This is a genomic window from Pseudomonas sp. NPDC087814 (genome assembly GCF_044742865.1).
In the GTDB taxonomy this organism is placed as follows: Bacteria; Pseudomonadota; Gammaproteobacteria; order Pseudomonadales; family Pseudomonadaceae; genus Aquipseudomonas.
Genome location: NZ_JBIUVK010000017.1, coordinates 22,826 through 40,357, shown reverse-complemented (window position 1 = coordinate 40,357; position 17,532 = coordinate 22,826). Strand labels below are relative to the sequence as shown.

The 17,532-nt window shown below is 60.6% G+C and carries 17 protein-coding genes and 1 pseudogene; 7 read left to right on the top strand and 11 right to left on the bottom strand.

The features are described from left to right. Nucleotides 1-81: 81 nt before the first annotated feature. Nucleotides 82-1,533, bottom strand: coding sequence for a pyruvate kinase (gene pyk / locus ACIOMR_RS15435; RefSeq protein WP_003214149.1), 1,452 nt, complete (start codon nucleotides 1,531-1,533; stop codon nucleotides 82-84). Nucleotides 1,534-1,708: 175 nt separating this feature from the next. On the opposite strand from pyk, the gene ACIOMR_RS15430 reads away from it, so the two are divergent. Both ACIOMR_RS15430 and ACIOMR_RS15425 read left to right on the top strand, forming a co-directional pair. Beyond that, entirely contained in the window at nucleotides 1,709-2,083 is a 375-nt protein-coding gene (locus tag ACIOMR_RS15430; protein WP_003214151.1) for a tol-pal system YbgF family protein, read from the top strand. A 226-nt stretch (nucleotides 2,084-2,309) separates the two neighbouring features. Continuing rightward, on the top strand, nucleotides 2,310-2,669 hold the full coding sequence (locus ACIOMR_RS15425; protein ID WP_023659226.1) for a PilZ domain-containing protein: 360 nt from the start codon (nucleotides 2,310-2,312) through the stop codon (nucleotides 2,667-2,669). Nucleotides 2,670-2,685: 16 nt separating this feature from the next. Here the strand turns inward: ACIOMR_RS15425 and ACIOMR_RS15420 are convergent, their stop codons facing one another. The 6 genes from ACIOMR_RS15420 to ACIOMR_RS15395 are packed head-to-tail and all read right to left on the bottom strand — an operon-like array spanning nucleotide 2,686 to nucleotide 9,341. Then, nucleotides 2,686-4,017, bottom strand: a complete 1,332-nt coding sequence (locus ACIOMR_RS15420) for a DUF58 domain-containing protein (protein ID WP_401195044.1) — start codon at nucleotides 4,015-4,017, stop codon at nucleotides 2,686-2,688. A gap of 7 nt (nucleotides 4,018-4,024) precedes the next feature. Beyond that, nucleotides 4,025-5,005, bottom strand: a complete 981-nt coding sequence (locus tag ACIOMR_RS15415) for a MoxR family ATPase (protein ID WP_008432346.1) — start codon at nucleotides 5,003-5,005, stop codon at nucleotides 4,025-4,027. Then, entirely contained in the window at nucleotides 5,002-6,159 is a 1,158-nt protein-coding gene (locus ACIOMR_RS15410; protein WP_401195041.1) for a DUF4350 domain-containing protein, read from the bottom strand. Before ACIOMR_RS15410 ends, ACIOMR_RS15415 begins: the two co-directional genes overlap by 4 nt. Then, a complete protein-coding gene (locus ACIOMR_RS15405; protein ID WP_401195038.1) occupies nucleotides 6,156-7,685 on the bottom strand; it encodes a DUF4129 domain-containing protein in 1,530 nt (509 codons plus the stop codon). The genes ACIOMR_RS15410 and ACIOMR_RS15405 overlap by 4 nt, the downstream gene beginning before the upstream one ends. Next, complete coding sequence (locus ACIOMR_RS15400; RefSeq protein WP_003214164.1) at nucleotides 7,672-8,652, bottom strand: stage II sporulation protein M; 981 nt, start codon at nucleotides 8,650-8,652, stop codon at nucleotides 7,672-7,674. The genes ACIOMR_RS15405 and ACIOMR_RS15400 overlap by 14 nt, the downstream gene beginning before the upstream one ends. Continuing rightward, a complete protein-coding gene (locus tag ACIOMR_RS15395) occupies nucleotides 8,649-9,341 on the bottom strand; it encodes an RDD family protein (protein WP_003214165.1) in 693 nt (230 codons plus the stop codon). Before ACIOMR_RS15395 ends, ACIOMR_RS15400 begins: the two co-directional genes overlap by 4 nt. Nucleotides 9,342-9,530: 189 nt before the next feature. Here ACIOMR_RS15395 and sbcB point away from each other — a divergent pair, with 189 nt between their 5' ends. Further along, nucleotides 9,531-10,958, top strand: coding sequence for an exodeoxyribonuclease I (gene sbcB, locus ACIOMR_RS15390; protein ID WP_003214166.1), 1,428 nt, complete (start codon nucleotides 9,531-9,533; stop codon nucleotides 10,956-10,958). Between the two features lie 90 nt (nucleotides 10,959-11,048). Here sbcB and mvaT read toward each other — a convergent pair whose 3' ends face one another. Next, nucleotides 11,049-11,423 (bottom strand): histone-like nucleoid-structuring protein MvaT, encoded by a 375-nt coding sequence (mvaT, locus tag ACIOMR_RS15385; protein WP_003209760.1) that lies wholly within the window; start codon nucleotides 11,421-11,423, stop codon nucleotides 11,049-11,051. Between the two features lie 349 nt (nucleotides 11,424-11,772). Here mvaT and purU point away from each other — a divergent pair, with 349 nt between their 5' ends. Both purU and ACIOMR_RS15375 read left to right on the top strand, forming a co-directional pair. Continuing rightward, nucleotides 11,773-12,621: a formyltetrahydrofolate deformylase gene (gene purU, locus ACIOMR_RS15380; RefSeq protein WP_003209762.1), complete on the top strand. Its 849-nt coding sequence runs from the start codon at nucleotides 11,773-11,775 to the stop codon at nucleotides 12,619-12,621. 84 nt (nucleotides 12,622-12,705) lie between these two features. Beyond that, nucleotides 12,706-12,906 (top strand): hypothetical protein, encoded by a 201-nt coding sequence (locus ACIOMR_RS15375; RefSeq protein ID WP_023659227.1) that lies wholly within the window; start codon nucleotides 12,706-12,708, stop codon nucleotides 12,904-12,906. 10 nt (nucleotides 12,907-12,916) lie between these two features. Here ACIOMR_RS15375 and ACIOMR_RS15370 read toward each other — a convergent pair whose 3' ends face one another. Together ACIOMR_RS15370 and ACIOMR_RS15365 are read right to left on the bottom strand one after the other, a co-directional pair. Next, nucleotides 12,917-13,681, bottom strand: a complete 765-nt coding sequence (locus ACIOMR_RS15370; RefSeq protein WP_371132408.1) for a methyl-accepting chemotaxis protein — start codon at nucleotides 13,679-13,681, stop codon at nucleotides 12,917-12,919. Nucleotides 13,682-13,774: 93 nt separating this feature from the next. After that, nucleotides 13,775-14,806, bottom strand: a pseudogene (locus ACIOMR_RS15365) (cache domain-containing protein); the annotation flags it as partial. Between the two features lie 196 nt (nucleotides 14,807-15,002). Here ACIOMR_RS15365 and ACIOMR_RS15360 point away from each other — a divergent pair. Beyond that, nucleotides 15,003-16,481 (top strand): helicase HerA-like domain-containing protein, encoded by a 1,479-nt coding sequence (locus tag ACIOMR_RS15360; protein WP_008432355.1) that lies wholly within the window; start codon nucleotides 15,003-15,005, stop codon nucleotides 16,479-16,481. 121 nt (nucleotides 16,482-16,602) lie between these two features. Here ACIOMR_RS15360 and ACIOMR_RS15355 read toward each other — a convergent pair whose 3' ends face one another. Further along, nucleotides 16,603-17,058: a DUF721 domain-containing protein gene (locus ACIOMR_RS15355; protein ID WP_008432358.1), complete on the bottom strand. Its 456-nt coding sequence runs from the start codon at nucleotides 17,056-17,058 to the stop codon at nucleotides 16,603-16,605. A 305-nt stretch (nucleotides 17,059-17,363) separates the two neighbouring features. On the opposite strand from ACIOMR_RS15355, the gene ACIOMR_RS15350 reads away from it, so the two are divergent. Next, a partial coding sequence (locus tag ACIOMR_RS15350; protein ID WP_401195108.1) for a hypothetical protein occupies nucleotides 17,364-17,532 on the top strand: 169 nt, incomplete at its 3' end.

Sequence of the window (17,532 nt, the reverse complement as noted above, 5' to 3'; positions counted from 1 at the left end):
AGCCAACACACAAGCCAATTTGCAATGCAAAAAGCCCCGCCATTCACATGGCAGGGCTTTTGTTTTTCAGCGAGCGGTCACTCAGACCATTGGGTCGCCAACGTGCAGGATCTTCATGCCGTTGGTGCCGCCGATGGTGTGGTAGCTGTCACCCTTGGTCAGGATGACCCAGTCGCCTTTCTCCACGACGCCGCGCTTGAGCAACTCGTCGATCGCGGCCTGGCTGACTTGCTCAGGCGGCAGCGATGCCGGGTCGAACGGTACGGTGTAGACGCCGCGGAACATGGCCGCACGGGCCTGGGTTTCGCGGTGCGGGGAGAACGCGTAGATCGGGATCGAGGAACGGATGCGCGACATGATCAACGGCGTGTAGCCACTTTCGGTCAGGGCGATGATCGCTTTCACACCCGGGAAGTGGTTGGCGGTGTACATGGCCGCCAGGGCGATGCTCTGGTCGCAGCTTTCGAAGACCTTGCCGATACGGTGGCTGGAGGTCTTGCTGGTCGGGTGCTTTTCAGCGCCGACGCAGATGCGTGCCATGGCCTGCACGGCTTCCAGCGGGTACGGGCCAGCCGCACTTTCAGCTGAAAGCATCACGGCGTCGGTGTAGTCGAGCACGGCGTTGGCCACGTCGGACACTTCGGCACGGGTTGGCATCGGGTTCTGGATCATCGACTCCATCATCTGGGTCGCAACGATCACCGCCTTGTTGTGGCGACGTGCGTGCAGGATGATTTTCTTCTGGATACCGATCAGCTCGGCGTCACCAATTTCCACACCCAGGTCGCCACGGGCAACCATCACGGCGTCGGAAGCCTTGATCAGGCCGTCGAGGGTTTCATCGTCGGCTACGGCTTCGGCGCGTTCGATCTTCGCCACCAGCCAGGCAGTGCCGCCGGCTTCGTCGCGCAGTTTACGGGCGTATTCCATGTCGGCGGCGTCGCGCGGGAAGGATACCGCGAGGTAGTCCACTTCCATTTCGGCGGCGAGCTTGATGTCGGCCTTGTCTTTTTCAGTCAGGGCCGGGGCAGTCAGGCCACCGCCGCGACGGTTGATGCCTTTGTGGTCCGACAGCGGGCCGCCGATGATCACGGTGCAATTCAGTTCGGTCGGGGTGGCGGTGTCGACGCGCATTACCACACGGCCGTCGTCCAGCAGCAGTTCGTCGCCGACGCCGCAGTCTTTCACCAGGTCCGGGTAGTCGATACCCACGACTTGCTGGTTGCCTTCGGTCAGCGGATGGCTGGTGGAGAAGGTGAACTGGTCACCGATCTTCAGCTCGATCCGCTTGTTGGCAAATTTGGCGATACGGATTTTCGGGCCTTGCAGGTCACCCAGCAACGCCACGAAGCGGCCATGCTTGGCGGCCAGGTCACGCACCAGCTTGGCGCGAGCCTTGTGCTCGTCCGGGGTGCCGTGGGAGAAGTTCAGACGGGCAACGTCCAGGCCAGCCAGAATCAGCTGTTCGAGGACTTCCGGCGAGTTACTGGCCGGGCCAAGGGTGGCGACGATTTTGGTACGACGGACGGACATGCACGGACTCCTGAGTTCAAGCGCTGGGGAAGGCTACTATGCTCTTTGGTTGTAGTCATTGTTCGTTTGCACTACTTATCGATGATTCGCTTGTTTTCACTCTGCATGAACAGATGAACAACCTTGAAGATTTTCGATGAAGGGTCGATACACTGCACAAGACAGGAGAACCCCCATGCGAATCGTGATCATTGCTGCCCTGGCCGTCAGTGTTGTCGGCTGCACCCGTTGGTCGATGGACCATCATTTGAACAATGCGTACCGCGCCTACGGTGTGGGCGATTGCCAGCGGGTCACCCTTGAGTTGTCCCAGGTCGACCGTGAAAGCCGTTCCCGGCGCTACGTGCAACCGGAAGTCTCGATGTTGCGCGGGCAGTGCCTGGAGCGCGAGAAGCTGTTTGTCGATGCGGCGCAAACCTATCAGTTCATCATCAGCCAGTACCCGGCGAGCGAGTACGCATTCCGTGCCCGTGCCCGTTTGGATACCCTGCAGCAACTGGGGCATTACCCCGGCGCGAGTGTTGCCCAGCCGCGGCCGGCGTCGTTGTGATGATATTTGTCATGCCATAGCTGGCTCGTTGCCAGTCTTGGGCTAATCTTTGAATGTCAGTTTGTATAAGTTTCTATTCAAACGGATGGCGTTCCCGGATTTGGCAGCTGTAAAAGTGGCAACCCGTTTGCGGTTGTCGCACCGATATCCGGGGAGAGCGGGCCTTCAGGCTCGTTTCGAATCACTGGAGCGGCCACATATATGGCCATTGGATGGCGACCTCATCATGTTTACTCACCGACGGATCGAGCGGCATCAGTTACCTTGCTTCCTTCAAGTGTTCAACCGCCTGACGGACAAGCCAATCGGCTATCTGGGCAATGTTTCCGAGCAGGGCCTGATGTTGATCAGCCAGTTACCCATGATGGTCGATGTGGAGTTCGAGCTGCGCTTGAAGATCCCCGGGCCTGAGGGTGAGGTGCAGGCGGTAGACCTCACGGCCACCTGCCTGTGGTGTCATGAGGATATAAACCCCCAGCATTACGATTCCGGGTTCACCATATCCCAGGCCCCAGCCGAATATGGGGAGGTGATCAGCGCGCTGCTGGATTACTTCAGCTTTGATCCGTTGCAGGCCTCTGCCTAGGTGCTGCATCCGGCGTTCATAGCGCGCCGGCTTTTTTCCAGCCCAGGTAGCGGGTCACCAGGGCGGCGCCTAGGTCCGAAGGCAGTGTGTCCAGTACCGACAGCCCGTGGGCGTTCAAGCGGTCGTGGAGTTCGTCCCGGGTATTGAGATAGTTGATCGTGCCGCAGTAGGCCAGGGCTTCGTGCAGGGTTTGCACGGGAGCCTGGCGTAACTGGCCAAGGACCTCCTCCCGCAGGCTTGCGACCATTACCCGGTGCTGGCGGCTGATGCGCTTTACGGCGCTGAGTAACTCTTCATCTTCCTCATCCCGCAAATTGGTCACTACGATCACCAGCGAGCGACGTTTCTGCCGGGCCAGCAGTTGGCTGGCGGCCGCCTGGTAATCGGCCGTACGCCGGGACGTGTCCAGGTCATACACCGCATTCAGCAACAGGTTGAGCTGGCCACTGCCCTTGACCGGCGCCAGGTAGCGCGGCTGGTCGCAGGCAAAGGTGCACAGCCCTACGGCATCGCCCTGGCGCAAGGCTACATAACTGAGCAGCAGGCAGGCGTTGAGCGCGTGGTCGAAGTGCGACAGTTCGGCGTCCTGGCTGCGCATACGGCGGCCACAATCGAGCATGAACATAATCTGCTGGTCGCGCTCGTCCTGGTACTCCCTGGCAATGGGCGTGCGTTGCCGGGCGGTGGCTTTCCAGTCGATCTGGCGCAGGCTGTCACCTTCGCGAAACTCACGCAGCTGGTGAAACTCCAGGCCCAGCCCACGCCGTTGCCGCTGGCGTACGCCCAGCTGGTTGAGCCAGTTGTCCACCGCCAGCAACTGCGCACCATACAGGCGTGCGAAGTCCGGGTAGACCCGGGTGGCGTCGCTGACGTCGATCAGGCGCCGGGCCGACCATAGCCCCAGGGCGCTGGGCAGATGCACTTCACAGCGGGTAAAGCTGAAATGCCCGCGCCTTTGGGGCCTTAGCCGATAACCCAGTTCACTGTGCTCGCCGGGCCGCAGTTCGATGGATTGCGGCAGGTCCTCCACCGCCAGGCCGTCAGGCACATGATCGAATACCTGGACCGCCAACGGCTGGGGATAATCGTGCTCCAGGGTTACCCGCACTTCCCCCCAGCGCCCCAGTGCCAGGCTGCCGGGCATCTGCCGTCGCACGCGCGGGGACGGCCGGCGGCGCAGGCGGCTGGCATCCAGCAGGGCCAGCAGCAACAGGGCCAGCAGCAGGCCCCACGTCACTGAGTGCAGGGCGTCTGGCACCTTGACCTGTAGCGCCACCAGTGCGCCGAGCAGGATACTCAGGCCCAGCAGTACACCGAGCCAGGTCAACAGCAGGCGGGTTGGTCTCATGGGCGTCTCATTGGCGTGGCGCCGGGACCTGGTCCAGCAATTGCCGGAGCACCTGGTCGACTTCCAACCCGTCGATATCCAGCTCCGGGGCAATACGCACCCGATGGCGCAACACTGCCAGGGCGCAGCCCTTGATGTCGTCCGGGGTCACGAACTCGCCCCCGCGCAGCAAGGCCCGCGCCCGTGCACCGCGAACCAGGGCGATGGAGGCCCGGGGCCCGGCGCCGATGGTCAGGCCCGGCCAACTGCGCGTAGTGCGGGCCAGGCGCACGGCGTAGTCGAGCACCTGCTCATCCAGCGCCAACTCGCTGGCAATCTGTTGCAACAGCAGCACGTCTTCGGCTTGCAGCACCGTGCGCAGCGGCTGTACGTCGAGCATGTCGGCTCGGGACGAGCGGGTGACTTCGCGCACCATGTCCAGTTCCTGCTGTGCCTCGGGATAGTCCATGCGCACCTTGAGCATGAAACGGTCCAGTTCGGCTTCGGGCAACGGGTAAGTACCTTCCTGCTCGATGGGGTTCTGGGTGGCCAGTACCATGAACGGCTGGCCGATGGGCAGCGCCTCGCCTTCAAGGGTTACCTGGCGTTCCTGCATGGCTTCCAGCAACGCTGCCTGGGTTTTCGCCGGGGCACGGTTGATCTCGTCAGCCAACAGCAGGTTGGTGAACAACGGTCCCTTGCGCAGCTTGAACTGTTCGGTATGCAGGTCGTATACGGCATGGCCGGTCACGTCGCTGGGCATCAGGTCCGGGGTGAACTGGATGCGCGCGAACTCGCCTCCAAAACAGCGTGCCAGCGCGCGTACCAGCAAGGTCTTGCCCAGGCCGGGAACCCCTTCAAGCAACACATGGCCGCCCGCGATCAACGCCGTGAGCACGTCATCGATCACCGGGTCCTGACCGATAACCGCCTTGCGCAGTTCGACGCGCAAGGCCTGGGCCAGTTGGCTGGCGCGCTGAATCGGGTCAGTGGCGGGAAATTCGCTCATAGGGCATTCCTGAGGGTTTGCAGGCAGGCCACCTGGCGGCTGAAATCGGCGCTGGAGAGCCGTTTCGTCGCAGGTGGGCCAAGGGCCTGGCTGATAACAAGGGAGGGTTGGCGGGTCAGGCGTTCAAGCACCCGCAATTGTTCGGCTGTATCGAGGTGTTCGAACCCGGGATGACGGCGCCGAGCGGTGCGCTGGATGTCGCGCTGCAAGGCTTGCAGCAAGCTGTCTTGCCCGCTGCGGCGCAACAGGAAGTCGGCACTGGCGTTCAAGTGTTCCTGCAATTGCCGCCGTGCCTTGGGCGCCGGTTGCCGGATCGGACCCTGGCGCAGGCTGGCGTGCCAGAGGCCCAGGGCGATCAGTGCGGCAAGTGCCACCAGTGCCTGGGGGAAGTAGCGCAACAACAGGCTGAACAGGTCCTCGATATCAGTGTTGAACAGCAGTGTGACCTGGGTGCCCTGGCTCAGGTACCAGAGCAGCCACGCGTTATCGTGCAGGCCGATGCCGGGGTTTTTCCACAGGTCGCTGTCGGTGACCACGGTCACACGCCCTTGCCCGAGGTTGACCTGCATCAGGTGCGTCGACCGGGCGCTGTTGGCCGAGAATTGTGCCAGGTGCCTGGGGTCGGTGAGGTTGAAGTCGGTGTCGAAGCTGAAATAGGCCGGCGCTGTTTCGTTGTCCACATAGAGTTTGGTCAGGTCCGGCGTTTTCTTTTTACGCGCGGGTGCCGGAGCGTCGAATTCTTCACTGAAGGATTGGTGTATCTGCACACGATCCAGCAACAGGTCGCCACTTTCACCGGTGTCCTCATCCCACAGCGCTTCGGCTACCAGCAGCAGATGGCCGCCAGCCCGGGTCCACTGCAGCAATTGATCAACCTGGGGCGGGCTCATGTTGCTGCGCTCGCCCAGCAACAGCAGGCTGTTGCCCTTGGGCGAAAGGCTGGCCAGCCGTTCGAGGCTGTTGGCATGTTCCACCACCAGGCCCTGCTGGCGCAGAAAGTGTTCAGCTGCCAGGTAGGGGTTGGCCAGGGCTTCGGGTGAAGGGCCGCGATCGACCACTTCCTGATAAGGAATCGCCTTGTGCCAGGCATAAAAACCGCCTGCTGCCAGCAAGCCCGCGACCAGCAGCCCGACCCACAGCAACGGCCGGTTCATTGCGCCGCTCCCGAACCGAACAGGGTTCGCCAATCGCTGCATAGCTGTTGTTGCACCAAGGCAGGCGGCAGGCGATGGCCATAGGCAAGGTTTTGCCAGTAACGGGTCAGCTCACCGCTGAATGCCAGCAGCTGCGGTTGTTGCAGTTGGCGGATACGTTCCAGGACTTCACCTTCCGTGTCGGCACTTTTCAGCGGCAGGTTGAAGTCGTGCAGCAAGCGGCTGAGCAACCCACGGTAGAGCAGGCCGAGGGCTTCCCGGGGCTGTGTTGCCCACAGCTGTTCGGCGGCGCCTGCGATGTCTTCGGGCAAGGTGTCAGCCCCCAGTTCAAGGCCGAACAGCTGCGAAGGCACGGGTTTGGCAGCCTTGGGTTTGCGCGGGCTGCGGCGGCTGACAAAGGCATGCAGCCAGTCGCGGTAGCGCCAGATCACCAGTGCCAGGCCACCTGCCAGCAATCCCCAGAGCAGTACTTCAAGGCCCTTGGCGATGTGCTTGAACGAATCACTGTTGAGGTTTTTCAGCAATGCTTCCAGCCAGGCTGGCAGCTTGGCATCACCTGCCGCTTTGTTTTTGTCGGCTGCTTTATCCTCGCCGAAGCGGTAACGAGTGAGCGTTTCCGGGATCTTGAACGGTGGCTGCTCCAACAGCGTCTTGATCGAGTGACTGGCCGATTGTGTAGTCAGCGGCGTTTGGGGAACCGGTTCATCAGCCCATGCCGATGGGATCGGCGGAATCAGCGTCAGCCCGGCCACCAGCAACAGCAGCGACGCCACACCGCTCAGGCGCTGGCGCATTCGGCGGAACACCAGTTCCAGGTCCCAGGCTTCCAGCACCGTGCGGCGGTTCAGGTAAAGGCTGAAGCCACAGGCGACATAGATCGGCTCCCAGAACACCAGGATCAAGGCGTAGAACATGCTGGTCAGGTGCTCCAGCCAACGCCAGTCGTGGCCGGCGGTGAGCACCAGTTGCTGCCAATCCCAGTCGCGTTCGACCTCTTGCGGCAGGAAGAAATAGAACACGGCCATCAACCCGAACCACAGGGCGATTTCCAGGTGCACCCCGATCAGGGTCAGCCAGCGCGCGGCGCCTGCGTTGCGCTTCTGCAACACCCCGAGACGTTGTTGGCGCGCCTGGCCTTGCAGCCCTTCGAGCTGGACCACCGGCATCTCGAAGCTACGGCTGAGGCTGAAGCGCCGCCAGGTCAGGCTGGCCAGCAGTTGGCCCTTGAGCAGCCGCGGCGATTGGCGCAGCGCTTGTTTCAGGCTGGGTGTTTCGCAGAACAGGGCCTTGGACAGGATATACAGTGGCAGGCGGTCGAATGCCGGTTTCAACCACCAGAACAGCAACAGCGCGGTGGTGGGGTGATTCCACAGGAGCACGCTGAACAGGGCGAAGACCGGCAAGGTCACGATGGCCCAACTGCTCATCAACAGCAGCCGGTGTTCCCGGGCCAGCAGGATGCCGAGGTCCATGGCCTCCCAGGAGGTACGCGGGCGGATCACGACGCTGGCATCACTCAGGCGCATGGCGATTCCGTCCGGCAAACAGCAGGTAGGCCGCCATCAGCAACCACAGGGCGGTGCCGACCAGGTACTTGACCCACGGCGCCACGGCATTGGTGGACGACCAGTACGCCTCGATAAACGCGGCGATCAGCAGGAACACCATCACACCACAAATCATTTGCACACTTTTGCGCGCGGCCAGGCGCAGGGATTCGCCTCTGGTGAGGGGCCCCGGTGCAATCAGCGCCCAGCCCAGTTGCAGGCCAGCCGCGCCAGCCAGGGCAATTGCGCTGAGCTCGAAGGCGCCATGGCCGATGACAAATGACCAGAACGTTTGCCCGTAGCCGATTTGCGTCAGGTGCCCGGCAACGGCGCCAATGATCAGGCCATTGAAGAACAGGAAAAATACGCTGCCCAGGCCGAACAGCAACCCGGCGGCAAAGGTCTGGAAGGCGATACCGATGTTGTGCATCACGTAGTAGCCGAACATCATCCAGTCTTCGCTGGAAGCGCGTTCGGCTGCCCGGCCCAGGCGGCTGGCATCGGGGTTGTACATGGCCTGCATCTCGGCCACCTGCCGAGGGCTGACGATGCTGTAGATCAAGTCCGGAAACAGGTACACCAGCAAGGCAATGCCGAGCAGGCTGCCAAAGAACAGCAGGCCGGCAGCCAGCACAAATGGCCATTGCGCGCGAACCAGCCTGGGGAAATCGGCCAGCAGGAAGCTCAGCACGTTTGCCCCCATCCGGCTGCGATGACGATACAACTGTTGATGGCCGCGCAAGGCAAGCTGCTGCAACGGGTCCACCAGGTAGCTGCTGTAGCCGCGCTCCTGGGCCAGGGCCAGGTGCTGGCACAACTGCCGGTATTGATGAGGGAAGTCGACGAAGTCGGCGCCTTTGGCTTTGCCTTTCTCCAACTGCGTCAATTGCTCGGCAAAGGCTTGCCATTGTGGCTGATGGCGGCTTTCGAAAAGACTCTGTTTCATGCTGGCCCCAACAATCCGCGGGCCACACCGTTGAGTTCTGCCACGGCGCGGGCAGGGGAGACCTGCAGGGGCGTGGCCAGGATAGCGGCCAGTTCGTTGACCCGTTCGGCCGACAGTTCGCCCTGGCGTTCGGCGAAGCTGAGAATCGCCCGTTGTTCGTTCAGCTCAAGGGCGAACGGCAGGCGCAGCGCCGGGGCCTGGGGCACTTGCGGGCGGGAAAGCGGTTGTTCGCGGTAGATCACAAGGGTCCCGGCCGCCAGGTCGCCCAGGCGCTTGAAGTTGGGGTGTTGCAGGCAACTGATGGCGCCGAGGAAATAGCCGAAGGGCAGCATGTCGACAAAGCGCAGCAGGTTACGGATCAGCGAGGCGGACCAGCCGATGGGCGTGCCATCGTCCTGTACCACCCGCAGGCCCATGACCTGTTTGCCGGGCGAGCAGCCCTGGTTGAGCACTTCGAAAAGCACCATGTACCACCAACTGACGAGGAACAGCAGCAGCGAACCCAGGCCAATGCCTAGGTTGCCGAGAAAGGCCAATGCGATAAACAGGATGCCGAGAATCAGGCCGCGCAAACCCAGGTCGAAGGCAAAGGCCAGTGAGCGTACCAGCAGGCCGGCCGGGCGCAGGGGCAGGTCGATACCCTCCGGGGTCTCGATCTGGTAGCGGGTATCCAGTGGCGCAGGTGGCATCGCGGTCCTTGGCAGTGCGGCGCTGGCGCCTGGGCGGCAGCGGCGGGGTTGGAAAGACCGATGCTAGCAGTGTCGACGGTGGAAGCAACCACTCAACGATTTACTGAATGTTTGTACAGGGAACACAGCGCTGGCCCCCGATGCCTGCAAGCGCCTAGACTTTGCCGGTCTTCAGCACAGGAATAGCCCGTGACCACCATTTTCTGGTACGACTATGAAACCACCGGCATCAATCCGCGTACCGACCGCCCGCTGCAGGTAGCCGGTATTCGCACCGACCTCGAGCTTAACGAGGTCGGGCCGCCGGTCAATCTCTACTGCCACCCCAGCGACGATATCCTGCCGCATCCGGCAGCGTGCGCGATCACTGGCATCACTCCCGGCGTGCTGGCGGAAAAAGGCCTGGCCGAAGCCGACTTCATGACCCGGGTGCACGCCGAGCTGGCCACCCCGGGCACCTGCGGGGCCGGCTACAACACCTTGCGTTTTGACGATGAGATGACGCGCTACAGCTTGTACCGCAATTTCTTCGATCCCTATGCCCGGGAATGGCAAGGCGGCAACAGCCGCTGGGACCTGATCGACGTGGTGCGCACTGCCTACGCCCTGCGCCCTGACGGGATCGTCTGGCCGGAACAGGACGGGCGCGTCACCCTCAAGCTTGAGCGGTTGACGGCCGCCAACGGCATCGACCACGGCCAGGCCCACGACGCCTTGTCCGATGTGCGCGCCACCATCGCCCTGGCCCGGTTGATCCGCGAGAAGCAACCCAAGCTCTATGACTGGCTGTTTCAACTGCGCAGCAAACAACGGGTCATGGACCAGGTGCGGTTGTTGCAGCCGATGGTGCATATTTCCGGTCGTTTTTCTGCCGAGCGTCATTACCTGGGGGTGGTGCTGCCGCTGGCGTGGCACCCGCGCAATCGCAATGCATTGATCGTCTGCGACCTGGGGCTCGATCCGCAAGGGCTGTTGGACGAGGACGCCGATACCTTGCGCCGGCGCTTATATACCCGCCGCGACGAACTGGCCGAAGGTGAATTGCCGGTACCGCTCAAGTTGCTGCACATCAATCGTTGCCCGGTGGTCGCACCGTTGAGCGTGCTTCGGCCGCAAGACCGCGAGCGTTTGCAGCTGGATATGGATGAGTGTGATGCGCGGGCCCTGCGGCTAAGCGACGCACAGGAACTATGGCGCGATAAACTGGCGGCGATTTACGCCGAGGAAGATTTTGCGCCAAGCGCCGATCCCGAGCAGCAGCTATACGATGGTTTTATCGGGGATCGTGATCGACGTTTATGCGAGCAAGTGAGAGTCGCCGAGCCGGCGCAACTAGCGCGCCAGCAATGGCCTTTCGATGATGAACGTTTGCCTGAATTATTATTTCGCTATCGTGCACGCAACTTTCCAGACACCTTGAATAGTGAAGAGCAACAACGCTGGAGAGTTTTCTGTCAGCAACGTTTGTCAGACCCTCAATGGGGCGCGCCAAACACCCTTGAGGGTTTTAAGCAGGCGTGTCTTGAGTTGGCTGTTAGTGCCACACCGTTTCAGCGCCAGGTGCTTGATGAATGGCAGGAGTATGTTGATGCCTTAGCGACTCGAATGAGTCTGTAATCAGCTTCCCGGTAAAATACGGACAATAAAAAACGCCAGCAAGCTGGCGTTTTTTATTGCGTTGCGTATCACGCAGCGTCCTGGCGAGGCTTAGCCCAGCAGGGTAGCCCAGCCTTCAACCACGTCGCCGCCCCACTTGGCTTTCCACTCTTTCAGAGTCTTGTGGTTGCCACCTTTGGTTTCAATCACTTCGCCGTTGTGCGGGTTTTTGTATTGTTTAACCTTGCGTGCACGCTTGGTGCCGGTAGCTTTTACGGCGCCACGTGGAGCCTTAACTTTCGAATCCGGATCCAGCAGCGCGATGATGTCACGCAGGGATTTGGAGTATTCGCCCATCAGGGTGCGCAATTTGCCTTCGAATTCCAGCTCGGTTTGCAGTTTGTCGTCTTGGGACAGGTTCTTCAAACGGGCTTGCAGCTCTTTGATAGCTTCTTCGGTGGCGCGATATTCGTTGATCAGGGACATGGGGACTACCTTATGCAGGGCGCTGGGTGAAAGGGGATAGTGGCTCAATAATAGTCAGACAGTTTGCCCAAGTAAACATTTAAGGCCGCATTTATGTAATTTACTTTGGTTGTTTGTGGCAAAAGCGTGGAATTGAGTTAATTAGTAAGGGGGATGGCCTAAAGATACTCTGGTTAAGTCTTGGCTTACTGCCGGAGTCCACGCGTTTGCACACATAATGGGGAAAAACCTTACGCTATTAAGGGGCAGGGTTGACGCAGCCGATCAGAATAAGCGTTGAGGAATACTGCAGTTTTTCTGCGCAATCGCTAGAATGGCGGCCTTTGCGAAGTTCTGGAGTTTCCCCCTAATGCGCACTTTTCGGCTGGTGATTGCTTGCCCGGACCGGGTTGGCATCGTTGCCAAGGTCAGTAACTTTCTGGCTTCCCACAACGGTTGGATCACCGAAGCGAGCCATCACTCGGACAATCTCAGCGGCTGGTTTTTCATGCGTCACGAAATTCGTGCCGATACGCTGCCCTTTGGTCTAGAGGCATTTCGCGAGGCATTTGCGCCGATCGCTGAAGAGTTCTCGATGACCTGGCGCATCACCGACACGGAACAGAAAAAACGCGTGGTCCTGATGGCCAGTCGTGAGTCCCACTGCCTGGCAGACCTGCTGCACCGCTGGCACAGCGATGAACTGGACTGCGAGATCTCCTGCGTGATTTCCAACCATGACGACCTGCGCAGCATGGTCGAGTGGCATGGCATTCCGTACTACCACGTCCCGGTCAACCCGCAGGACAAGGAGCCGGCCTTTGCCGAGGTCTCGCGCCTGGTCAAGCAGCACGATGCGGACGTCGTGGTACTGGCGCGCTACATGCAGATTCTGCCGCCGGAGTTGTGCAGTGAATACGCTGGCAAGGTGATCAATATTCACCACAGTTTCCTGCCATCGTTTGTGGGTGCCAAGCCGTATCACCAGGCATCCCTGCGTGGCGTGAAGCTGATCGGTGCAACGTGCCACTACGTCACCGAAGAGTTGGACGCCGGGCCCATCATCGAGCAGGACGTGGTGCGTGTCAGCCATAGCGACAGCATCGAAGACATGGTCCGTTTTGGCCGTGACGTCGAGAAGATGGTGCTGGCTCGCGGCCTGCGCTATCACCTGGAAGACCGGGTACTGGTGCACGGCAACAAGACTGTCGTGTTCTGATTGAAGTGTTTTGATTGAAGAATGAAGGGCCTGGGCGTTAAATCGCTACAGGCCCTTTTTTTGAGCGCGGGTGAGGACTGGAGCATGAGCGATCCACTGGACAAGGCGACTTCCAAAGCCCCCGCGACGCTGGGAGAGGGTTGTTTGAGTCGATATGACCCGGATGACCTGAGCAGTGAGGACGGCACCGAGTTTCCAGGCGCCGCCGAGTTGTGGGAACAATTGCAGGACACATCCGAATTGCCTGAAGAAAAGGCGTCAGCGGCTGTGCAAGGCAGCCGCTGACCCGGCGGGATCAAATCCGGAAACTACCCACCAGTTGTTTCAAGCGCGCCGCTTGCTGTTCCAGGTCGGAACAGGCCCGCAAGGTTGATTGCAGGTTTTCCACACCTTCCTGATTGAGGGTGTTGATCTCGGTGATGTCCATGTTGATTGACTCCACCACCGAGGTCTGTTCCTCGGTAGCGGTGGCTACCGACTGGTTCATCCCGTCAATTTCGCCGATACGCTGGGTCACGCTGTTCAGACGCTCGCCCGCCAGGTTGGCGATTTCCACACTGTCCTGGCTGTGCCGCTGGCTTTCGCTCATGGTGCTGACCGAATCCCGGGCGCCGACTTGCAGCTCCTCGATCATCTTCTGCACCTGCTGCGCCGACTCCTGGGTGCGGTGCGCCAGGTTGCGCACTTCATCGGCCACCACCGCAAAGCCGCGCCCGGCTTCCCCGGCCCGTGCGGCTTCAATCGCCGCGTTGAGGGCCAGCAGGTTGGTTTGCTGGGAAATGCTGGTGATCACTTCCAGAATCTGCCCGATGTTCACTGTCTTGCTGTTAAGCGCTTCGATATTGGTACTGGAGGCGCTGATCATCTGCGACAACTGGTTCATCGCCTTGATATTGCGTTCCACCACTTGCTGACCGTCTTCGGCCAAGTGCCGGGCATCGCTGGCCTGGTTGGAGGCCTGTGCGGCGTTGCGGGCGATTTCCTGGGCGGCGGCCCCCAGCTCGTTGATCGCGGCCGCGACGCTGTTGGTCCGGTTGGCCTGCTCGTCGGAATTGACCATCGAGGAATTGGAGGCGCTGACCACCCGCAGGGCCACTTCATTGACCTGCTCGGTGGCCGAGGAAACTTCGCGAATCGAGGTGTGAATCCGCTCCACGAAACGATTGAAAGCGCTGCCAAGCACGCCGAATTCGTCGTGGTTCTGGATGGTCAGGCGGCGGGTCAGGTCGCCTTCACCGTCGGCGATGTCTTCCATGGCGCGGGTCATGACGTGCAGTGGCTGCAGGAGGATGCGAATCAGCATGCCCAGCAGGGCGATGATGATGACCACGGCGATGATCGTGGCGATGATCGCCGAGGTGCGGAATTCGCTGAGCATGGCGAAGGATTTATCTTTATCCACCGACAGGCCGAGGTACCAGTTCACCGAGGGCAGGCCCTTGATCGGGGTAAAGGTGACGATACGTGTCTTGCCGTTTACCTCGACTTCACTGAAGTCGCTGCTGATCCTGGGGGTGTTGTTCGGATAGACGTCGGCCAGGGTTTTCATCACTAGGCCCTTGTCCGGGTGTACCAGCACTTTGCCGTCGGCACTGACCAGGAAGGCATAACCCATGCCGCCGAAGTTCAGGGCACCGATGTTGTCTACCAGGGTTTGCAGGCTCAGGTCGCCGCCCACCACGCCGACACTCTGGCCGGCCTTGGTGCTGGGGGTGGCGATGGAGATGATCAACTGGCCGGTGGCCGCGTCAATGTAGGGTTCGGTCAGGGTTGAGCCGTTGCTGCCCTGCGCGCCCTTGTACCAGGGGCGTACCCGTGGGTCGAAGCCGTCGGGCATCTTGGTATCGGGGCGGATGACGAAGCCGCCCTTGCTGTCGCCAAGGTACGTGGCCATGAACGAGGACGTCAGGGCCTTCTGTTCCAGGAGGCTGGCGACGCTGGTTGAATCCGGGTTGATGGCGATGTTCTGTGCGGCGCTTTCTATCAGCACAATGCGCCCGGTAAGCCAGGTCTGGATGTTGCTGGCAGTGACATCGCCCATTTCATGCAGGTAGTTGTTCAGGTCGTCGCGAATCGCATTACGCTGCAAGTAGTCGTTGTAGAGGGTAAACAACGCAAAGGCGGCAATGACGACAAGAGCGGCGGCAAGCAGGATTTTATGGCTGAAACGCAGATTTTTATTCATGGCTTGTGGGGTCCGCTATGGTCTTAATATCCGATGCACGTCCTTCTGGGGCGCGCGGAATGGCTGCGTCAAAAAAAGTGTGATATTTCCATCTGCTCCTGCAGGAATTATCCGGCCTGTTTTTCCAAGACTTTTTGGGTCTCTCGCTTTATCTGTATCGACCATTCAGCGCCAAAGATTAACCATGGGTGACAAAATGCCTGACTCCTCGCAACTCATTATTGGTGCAGATCTTCAGGGCCAGCCGATTGCCCAGTCGATGCGCCTGGCCAACCGCCACGGCCTGATCGCAGGCGCCACCGGCACCGGCAAGACCGTGACCTTGCAGCGCCTGGCGGAAGCTTTCAGCGACGCCGGCGTCGCGGTATTTGCCGCCGATATCAAGGGTGACCTGTGTGGCCTGGGCGCTGCGGCCAACCCTCAGGGCAAGGTCGCCGAGCGCATAGCCGGCATGCCTTTCCTTAATTACACGCCCAAGGCGTATCCGGTGACGTTGTGGGATATCCACGGCCAGTCCGGTCATCCGTTGCGCACCACCATGAGTGAAATGGGCCCGCTGTTGCTCGGCAGCCTGTTGGAGCTCACCGACAGCCAGCAATCGGCCCTCTACGCAGCCTTCAAGGTGGCCGATCGTGAAGGCCTGTTGTTGCTGGACCTCAAGGACCTCAAGGCGCTGCTGAACCATTTGCGCTATCACCCGGAGTTGCTCGGGGAAGACGCGGCCTTGATGACCACCGGTTCCAGCCAGGCGCTGTTGCGGCGCCTGGCGGTGCTGGAGCAGCAGGGTGCCGAAGCGTTGTTCGGCGAGCCGGCGCTGCAACTCGAAGACATCCTGCAACCGGCCAGTGACGGCCGCGGGCGTATTCATCTATTGGACGCCAGCCGGCTGGTGCATGAGGCGCCGAAGGTCTACGCGACCTTCCTGCTTTGGCTGTTGGCCGAACTGTTCGAGCAACTGCCGGAACGTGGCGATGCCGACAAGCCGCTGCTGGCGCTGTTTTTCGATGAGGCGCATCTGTTGTTTGCCGACACCCCCAAGGCCCTGCAGGATCGCCTGGAGCAAGTGGTGCGGCTGATTCGCTCGAAAGGCGTCGGTGTGTATTTCGTCACCCAGTCTCCCGGGGACTTGCCGGACACCGTGCTGGCGCAACTCGGCTTGCGCATCCAGCACGGGCTGCGGGCGTTCACCACCAAGGAGCAGAAGTCCCTGCGGGCGGTGGCCGATGGTTTTCGGCCCAATCCGGCATTTGATGCGCTGGCGGTGCTGACCGAGTTGGGTACAGGTGAGGCATTGGTGGGAACCTTGCAGGAAAAGGGGACGCCTGAAGTAGTCCAACGCGTACTCGTAGCACCGCCGCAATCGCGGATCGGGCCACTGAGCGAAGCTGAGCGGGCAGCACTGATTGCCAGTTCGCCATTGCAGGGGCGTTATGACAAGCCGATTGACCGTGAGTCGGCGTACGAAGTGTTGATGGCGCGCAAGGACTTGGGCCCGCAAGAGGATTCGACGCCCGCCGCTGAAGAGCCAAGCTTTACCGACAAGGCCGGTGCGTTCCTCGGTACTACGGCAGGCAAGGCACTGAAATCGGCGATGCAACAGGCGGCCAATCAGATGGGCCGGCAGTTGGTGCGCGGGTTACTGGGGTCGTTGTTAGGCGGCAGCAAACGTAAATAACGATGGGATCAAATGTGGGAGCGGGCTTGCTCGCGAAAGCGGTGGATCAGTCAATATATCCAGTGACTGACACGCCACCTTCGCGAGCAAGCTCGCTCCCACACTTGGTTCTGCGCCGGTCTCAGGTTTTGGGTTTGGCGTGAGCGGCCAGCCGCTCCAGCGCAGCGCGTAAGTTCGGATCGGTAATCCCGTCTGCCGTGGCCTGAATGGTTTCGGCGGCGATTTCCGACAAATCCATCGTGTGCCCCACCGCGCCTTGCGGCACGGTCGGCGGTTGCACCTTGAACTGGATGCGCGTCAGGCTGGCGAATTCGTCGAAGGCCATCAATTGGCGCTGCAAACGTTTCTGCTGGTAGCGCAGGCGCGTCGCCCAATGGCCGTCGGTGACGATCAGCAGCAGATTGCCTTCGCGCCACGAGGCCACATGGCAGTGTTCGCGAGCGGCGGGCTGCAGTTGGCTTTCTACCAGGCGTTGCAGATGACCAAGGCGTTGCGCATGGCCGAAGATGGCTTTTAAAGGCTTGGCTTCGCGAAGCAACACGGCGGGAGCTCGGGCCGTAAGAGGGCGAAATGCCATGACTAGACACCTTAAGTAACAGAGAGGCCATGGTAGCAGAAAGCGTCTGCGACACCGCCGCCATTGCATTACCGGCAGTTTATCCATTAAATCAACGAGTAACTTATTGCCCGAATGGGTTGAAGTTCAGCAAAAAGCCCTTATTTTAAACAAGCCCTCCAAGAGCGCCGTGCCAGCATCGTGGAATAACGCCACTTTCCTCACCCACGTTTCCGGGTAGAATGCTCGTTCGCATGCGGCCGTGAGGGCTGCTCGGGCGACTCACGGGGCGCCCTCCATCCCTATGTGTGGAAGAACCTGCCGATATGTTTGCGCCTTTGTTAAAGAAACTTTTTGGAAGCAAGAATGAGCGCGAAGTCAAACGCATGCTCAAGACGGTACAGATCGTCAATGCCTTCGAAGAGCAAATGGTGGCCCTTTCGGACGATCAATTGCGTGCCAAGACTGCCGAGTTCAAGGCCCGTATCGCCAAGG

Coding starts and splice junctions, on each gene's coding strand:
- ACIOMR_RS15415 (WP_008432346.1), bottom strand. CDS start 5,005: ATGAGCGAATTTCCCGCCACTGACCCGATTCAGCGCGCCAGCCAACTG.
- ACIOMR_RS15360 (WP_008432355.1), top strand. CDS start 15,003: ATGCCTGACTCCTCGCAACTCATTATTGGTGCAGATCTTCAGGGCCAG.
- ACIOMR_RS15395 (WP_003214165.1), bottom strand. CDS start 9,341: ATGCCACCTGCGCCACTGGATACCCGCTACCAGATCGAGACCCCGGAG.
- ACIOMR_RS15425 (WP_023659226.1), top strand. CDS start 2,310: ATGTTTACTCACCGACGGATCGAGCGGCATCAGTTACCTTGCTTCCTT.
- ACIOMR_RS15430 (WP_003214151.1), top strand. CDS start 1,709: ATGCGAATCGTGATCATTGCTGCCCTGGCCGTCAGTGTTGTCGGCTGC.
- mvaT (WP_003209760.1), bottom strand. CDS start 11,423: ATGTCCCTGATCAACGAATATCGCGCCACCGAAGAAGCTATCAAAGAG.
- ACIOMR_RS15375 (WP_023659227.1), top strand. CDS start 12,706: ATGAGCGATCCACTGGACAAGGCGACTTCCAAAGCCCCCGCGACGCTG.
- ACIOMR_RS15410 (WP_401195041.1), bottom strand. CDS start 6,159: ATGAACCGGCCGTTGCTGTGGGTCGGGCTGCTGGTCGCGGGCTTGCTG.
- ACIOMR_RS15400 (WP_003214164.1), bottom strand. CDS start 8,652: ATGAAACAGAGTCTTTTCGAAAGCCGCCATCAGCCACAATGGCAAGCC.
- purU (WP_003209762.1), top strand. CDS start 11,773: ATGCGCACTTTTCGGCTGGTGATTGCTTGCCCGGACCGGGTTGGCATC.
- ACIOMR_RS15355 (WP_008432358.1), bottom strand. CDS start 17,058: ATGGCATTTCGCCCTCTTACGGCCCGAGCTCCCGCCGTGTTGCTTCGC.
- ACIOMR_RS15420 (WP_401195044.1), bottom strand. CDS start 4,017: ATGAGACCAACCCGCCTGCTGTTGACCTGGCTCGGTGTACTGCTGGGC.
- pyk (WP_003214149.1), bottom strand. CDS start 1,533: ATGTCCGTCCGTCGTACCAAAATCGTCGCCACCCTTGGCCCGGCCAGT.
- ACIOMR_RS15370 (WP_371132408.1), bottom strand. CDS start 13,681: ATGGTCAATTCCGACGAGCAGGCCAACCGGACCAACAGCGTCGCGGCC.
- ACIOMR_RS15405 (WP_401195038.1), bottom strand. CDS start 7,685: ATGCGCCTGAGTGATGCCAGCGTCGTGATCCGCCCGCGTACCTCCTGG.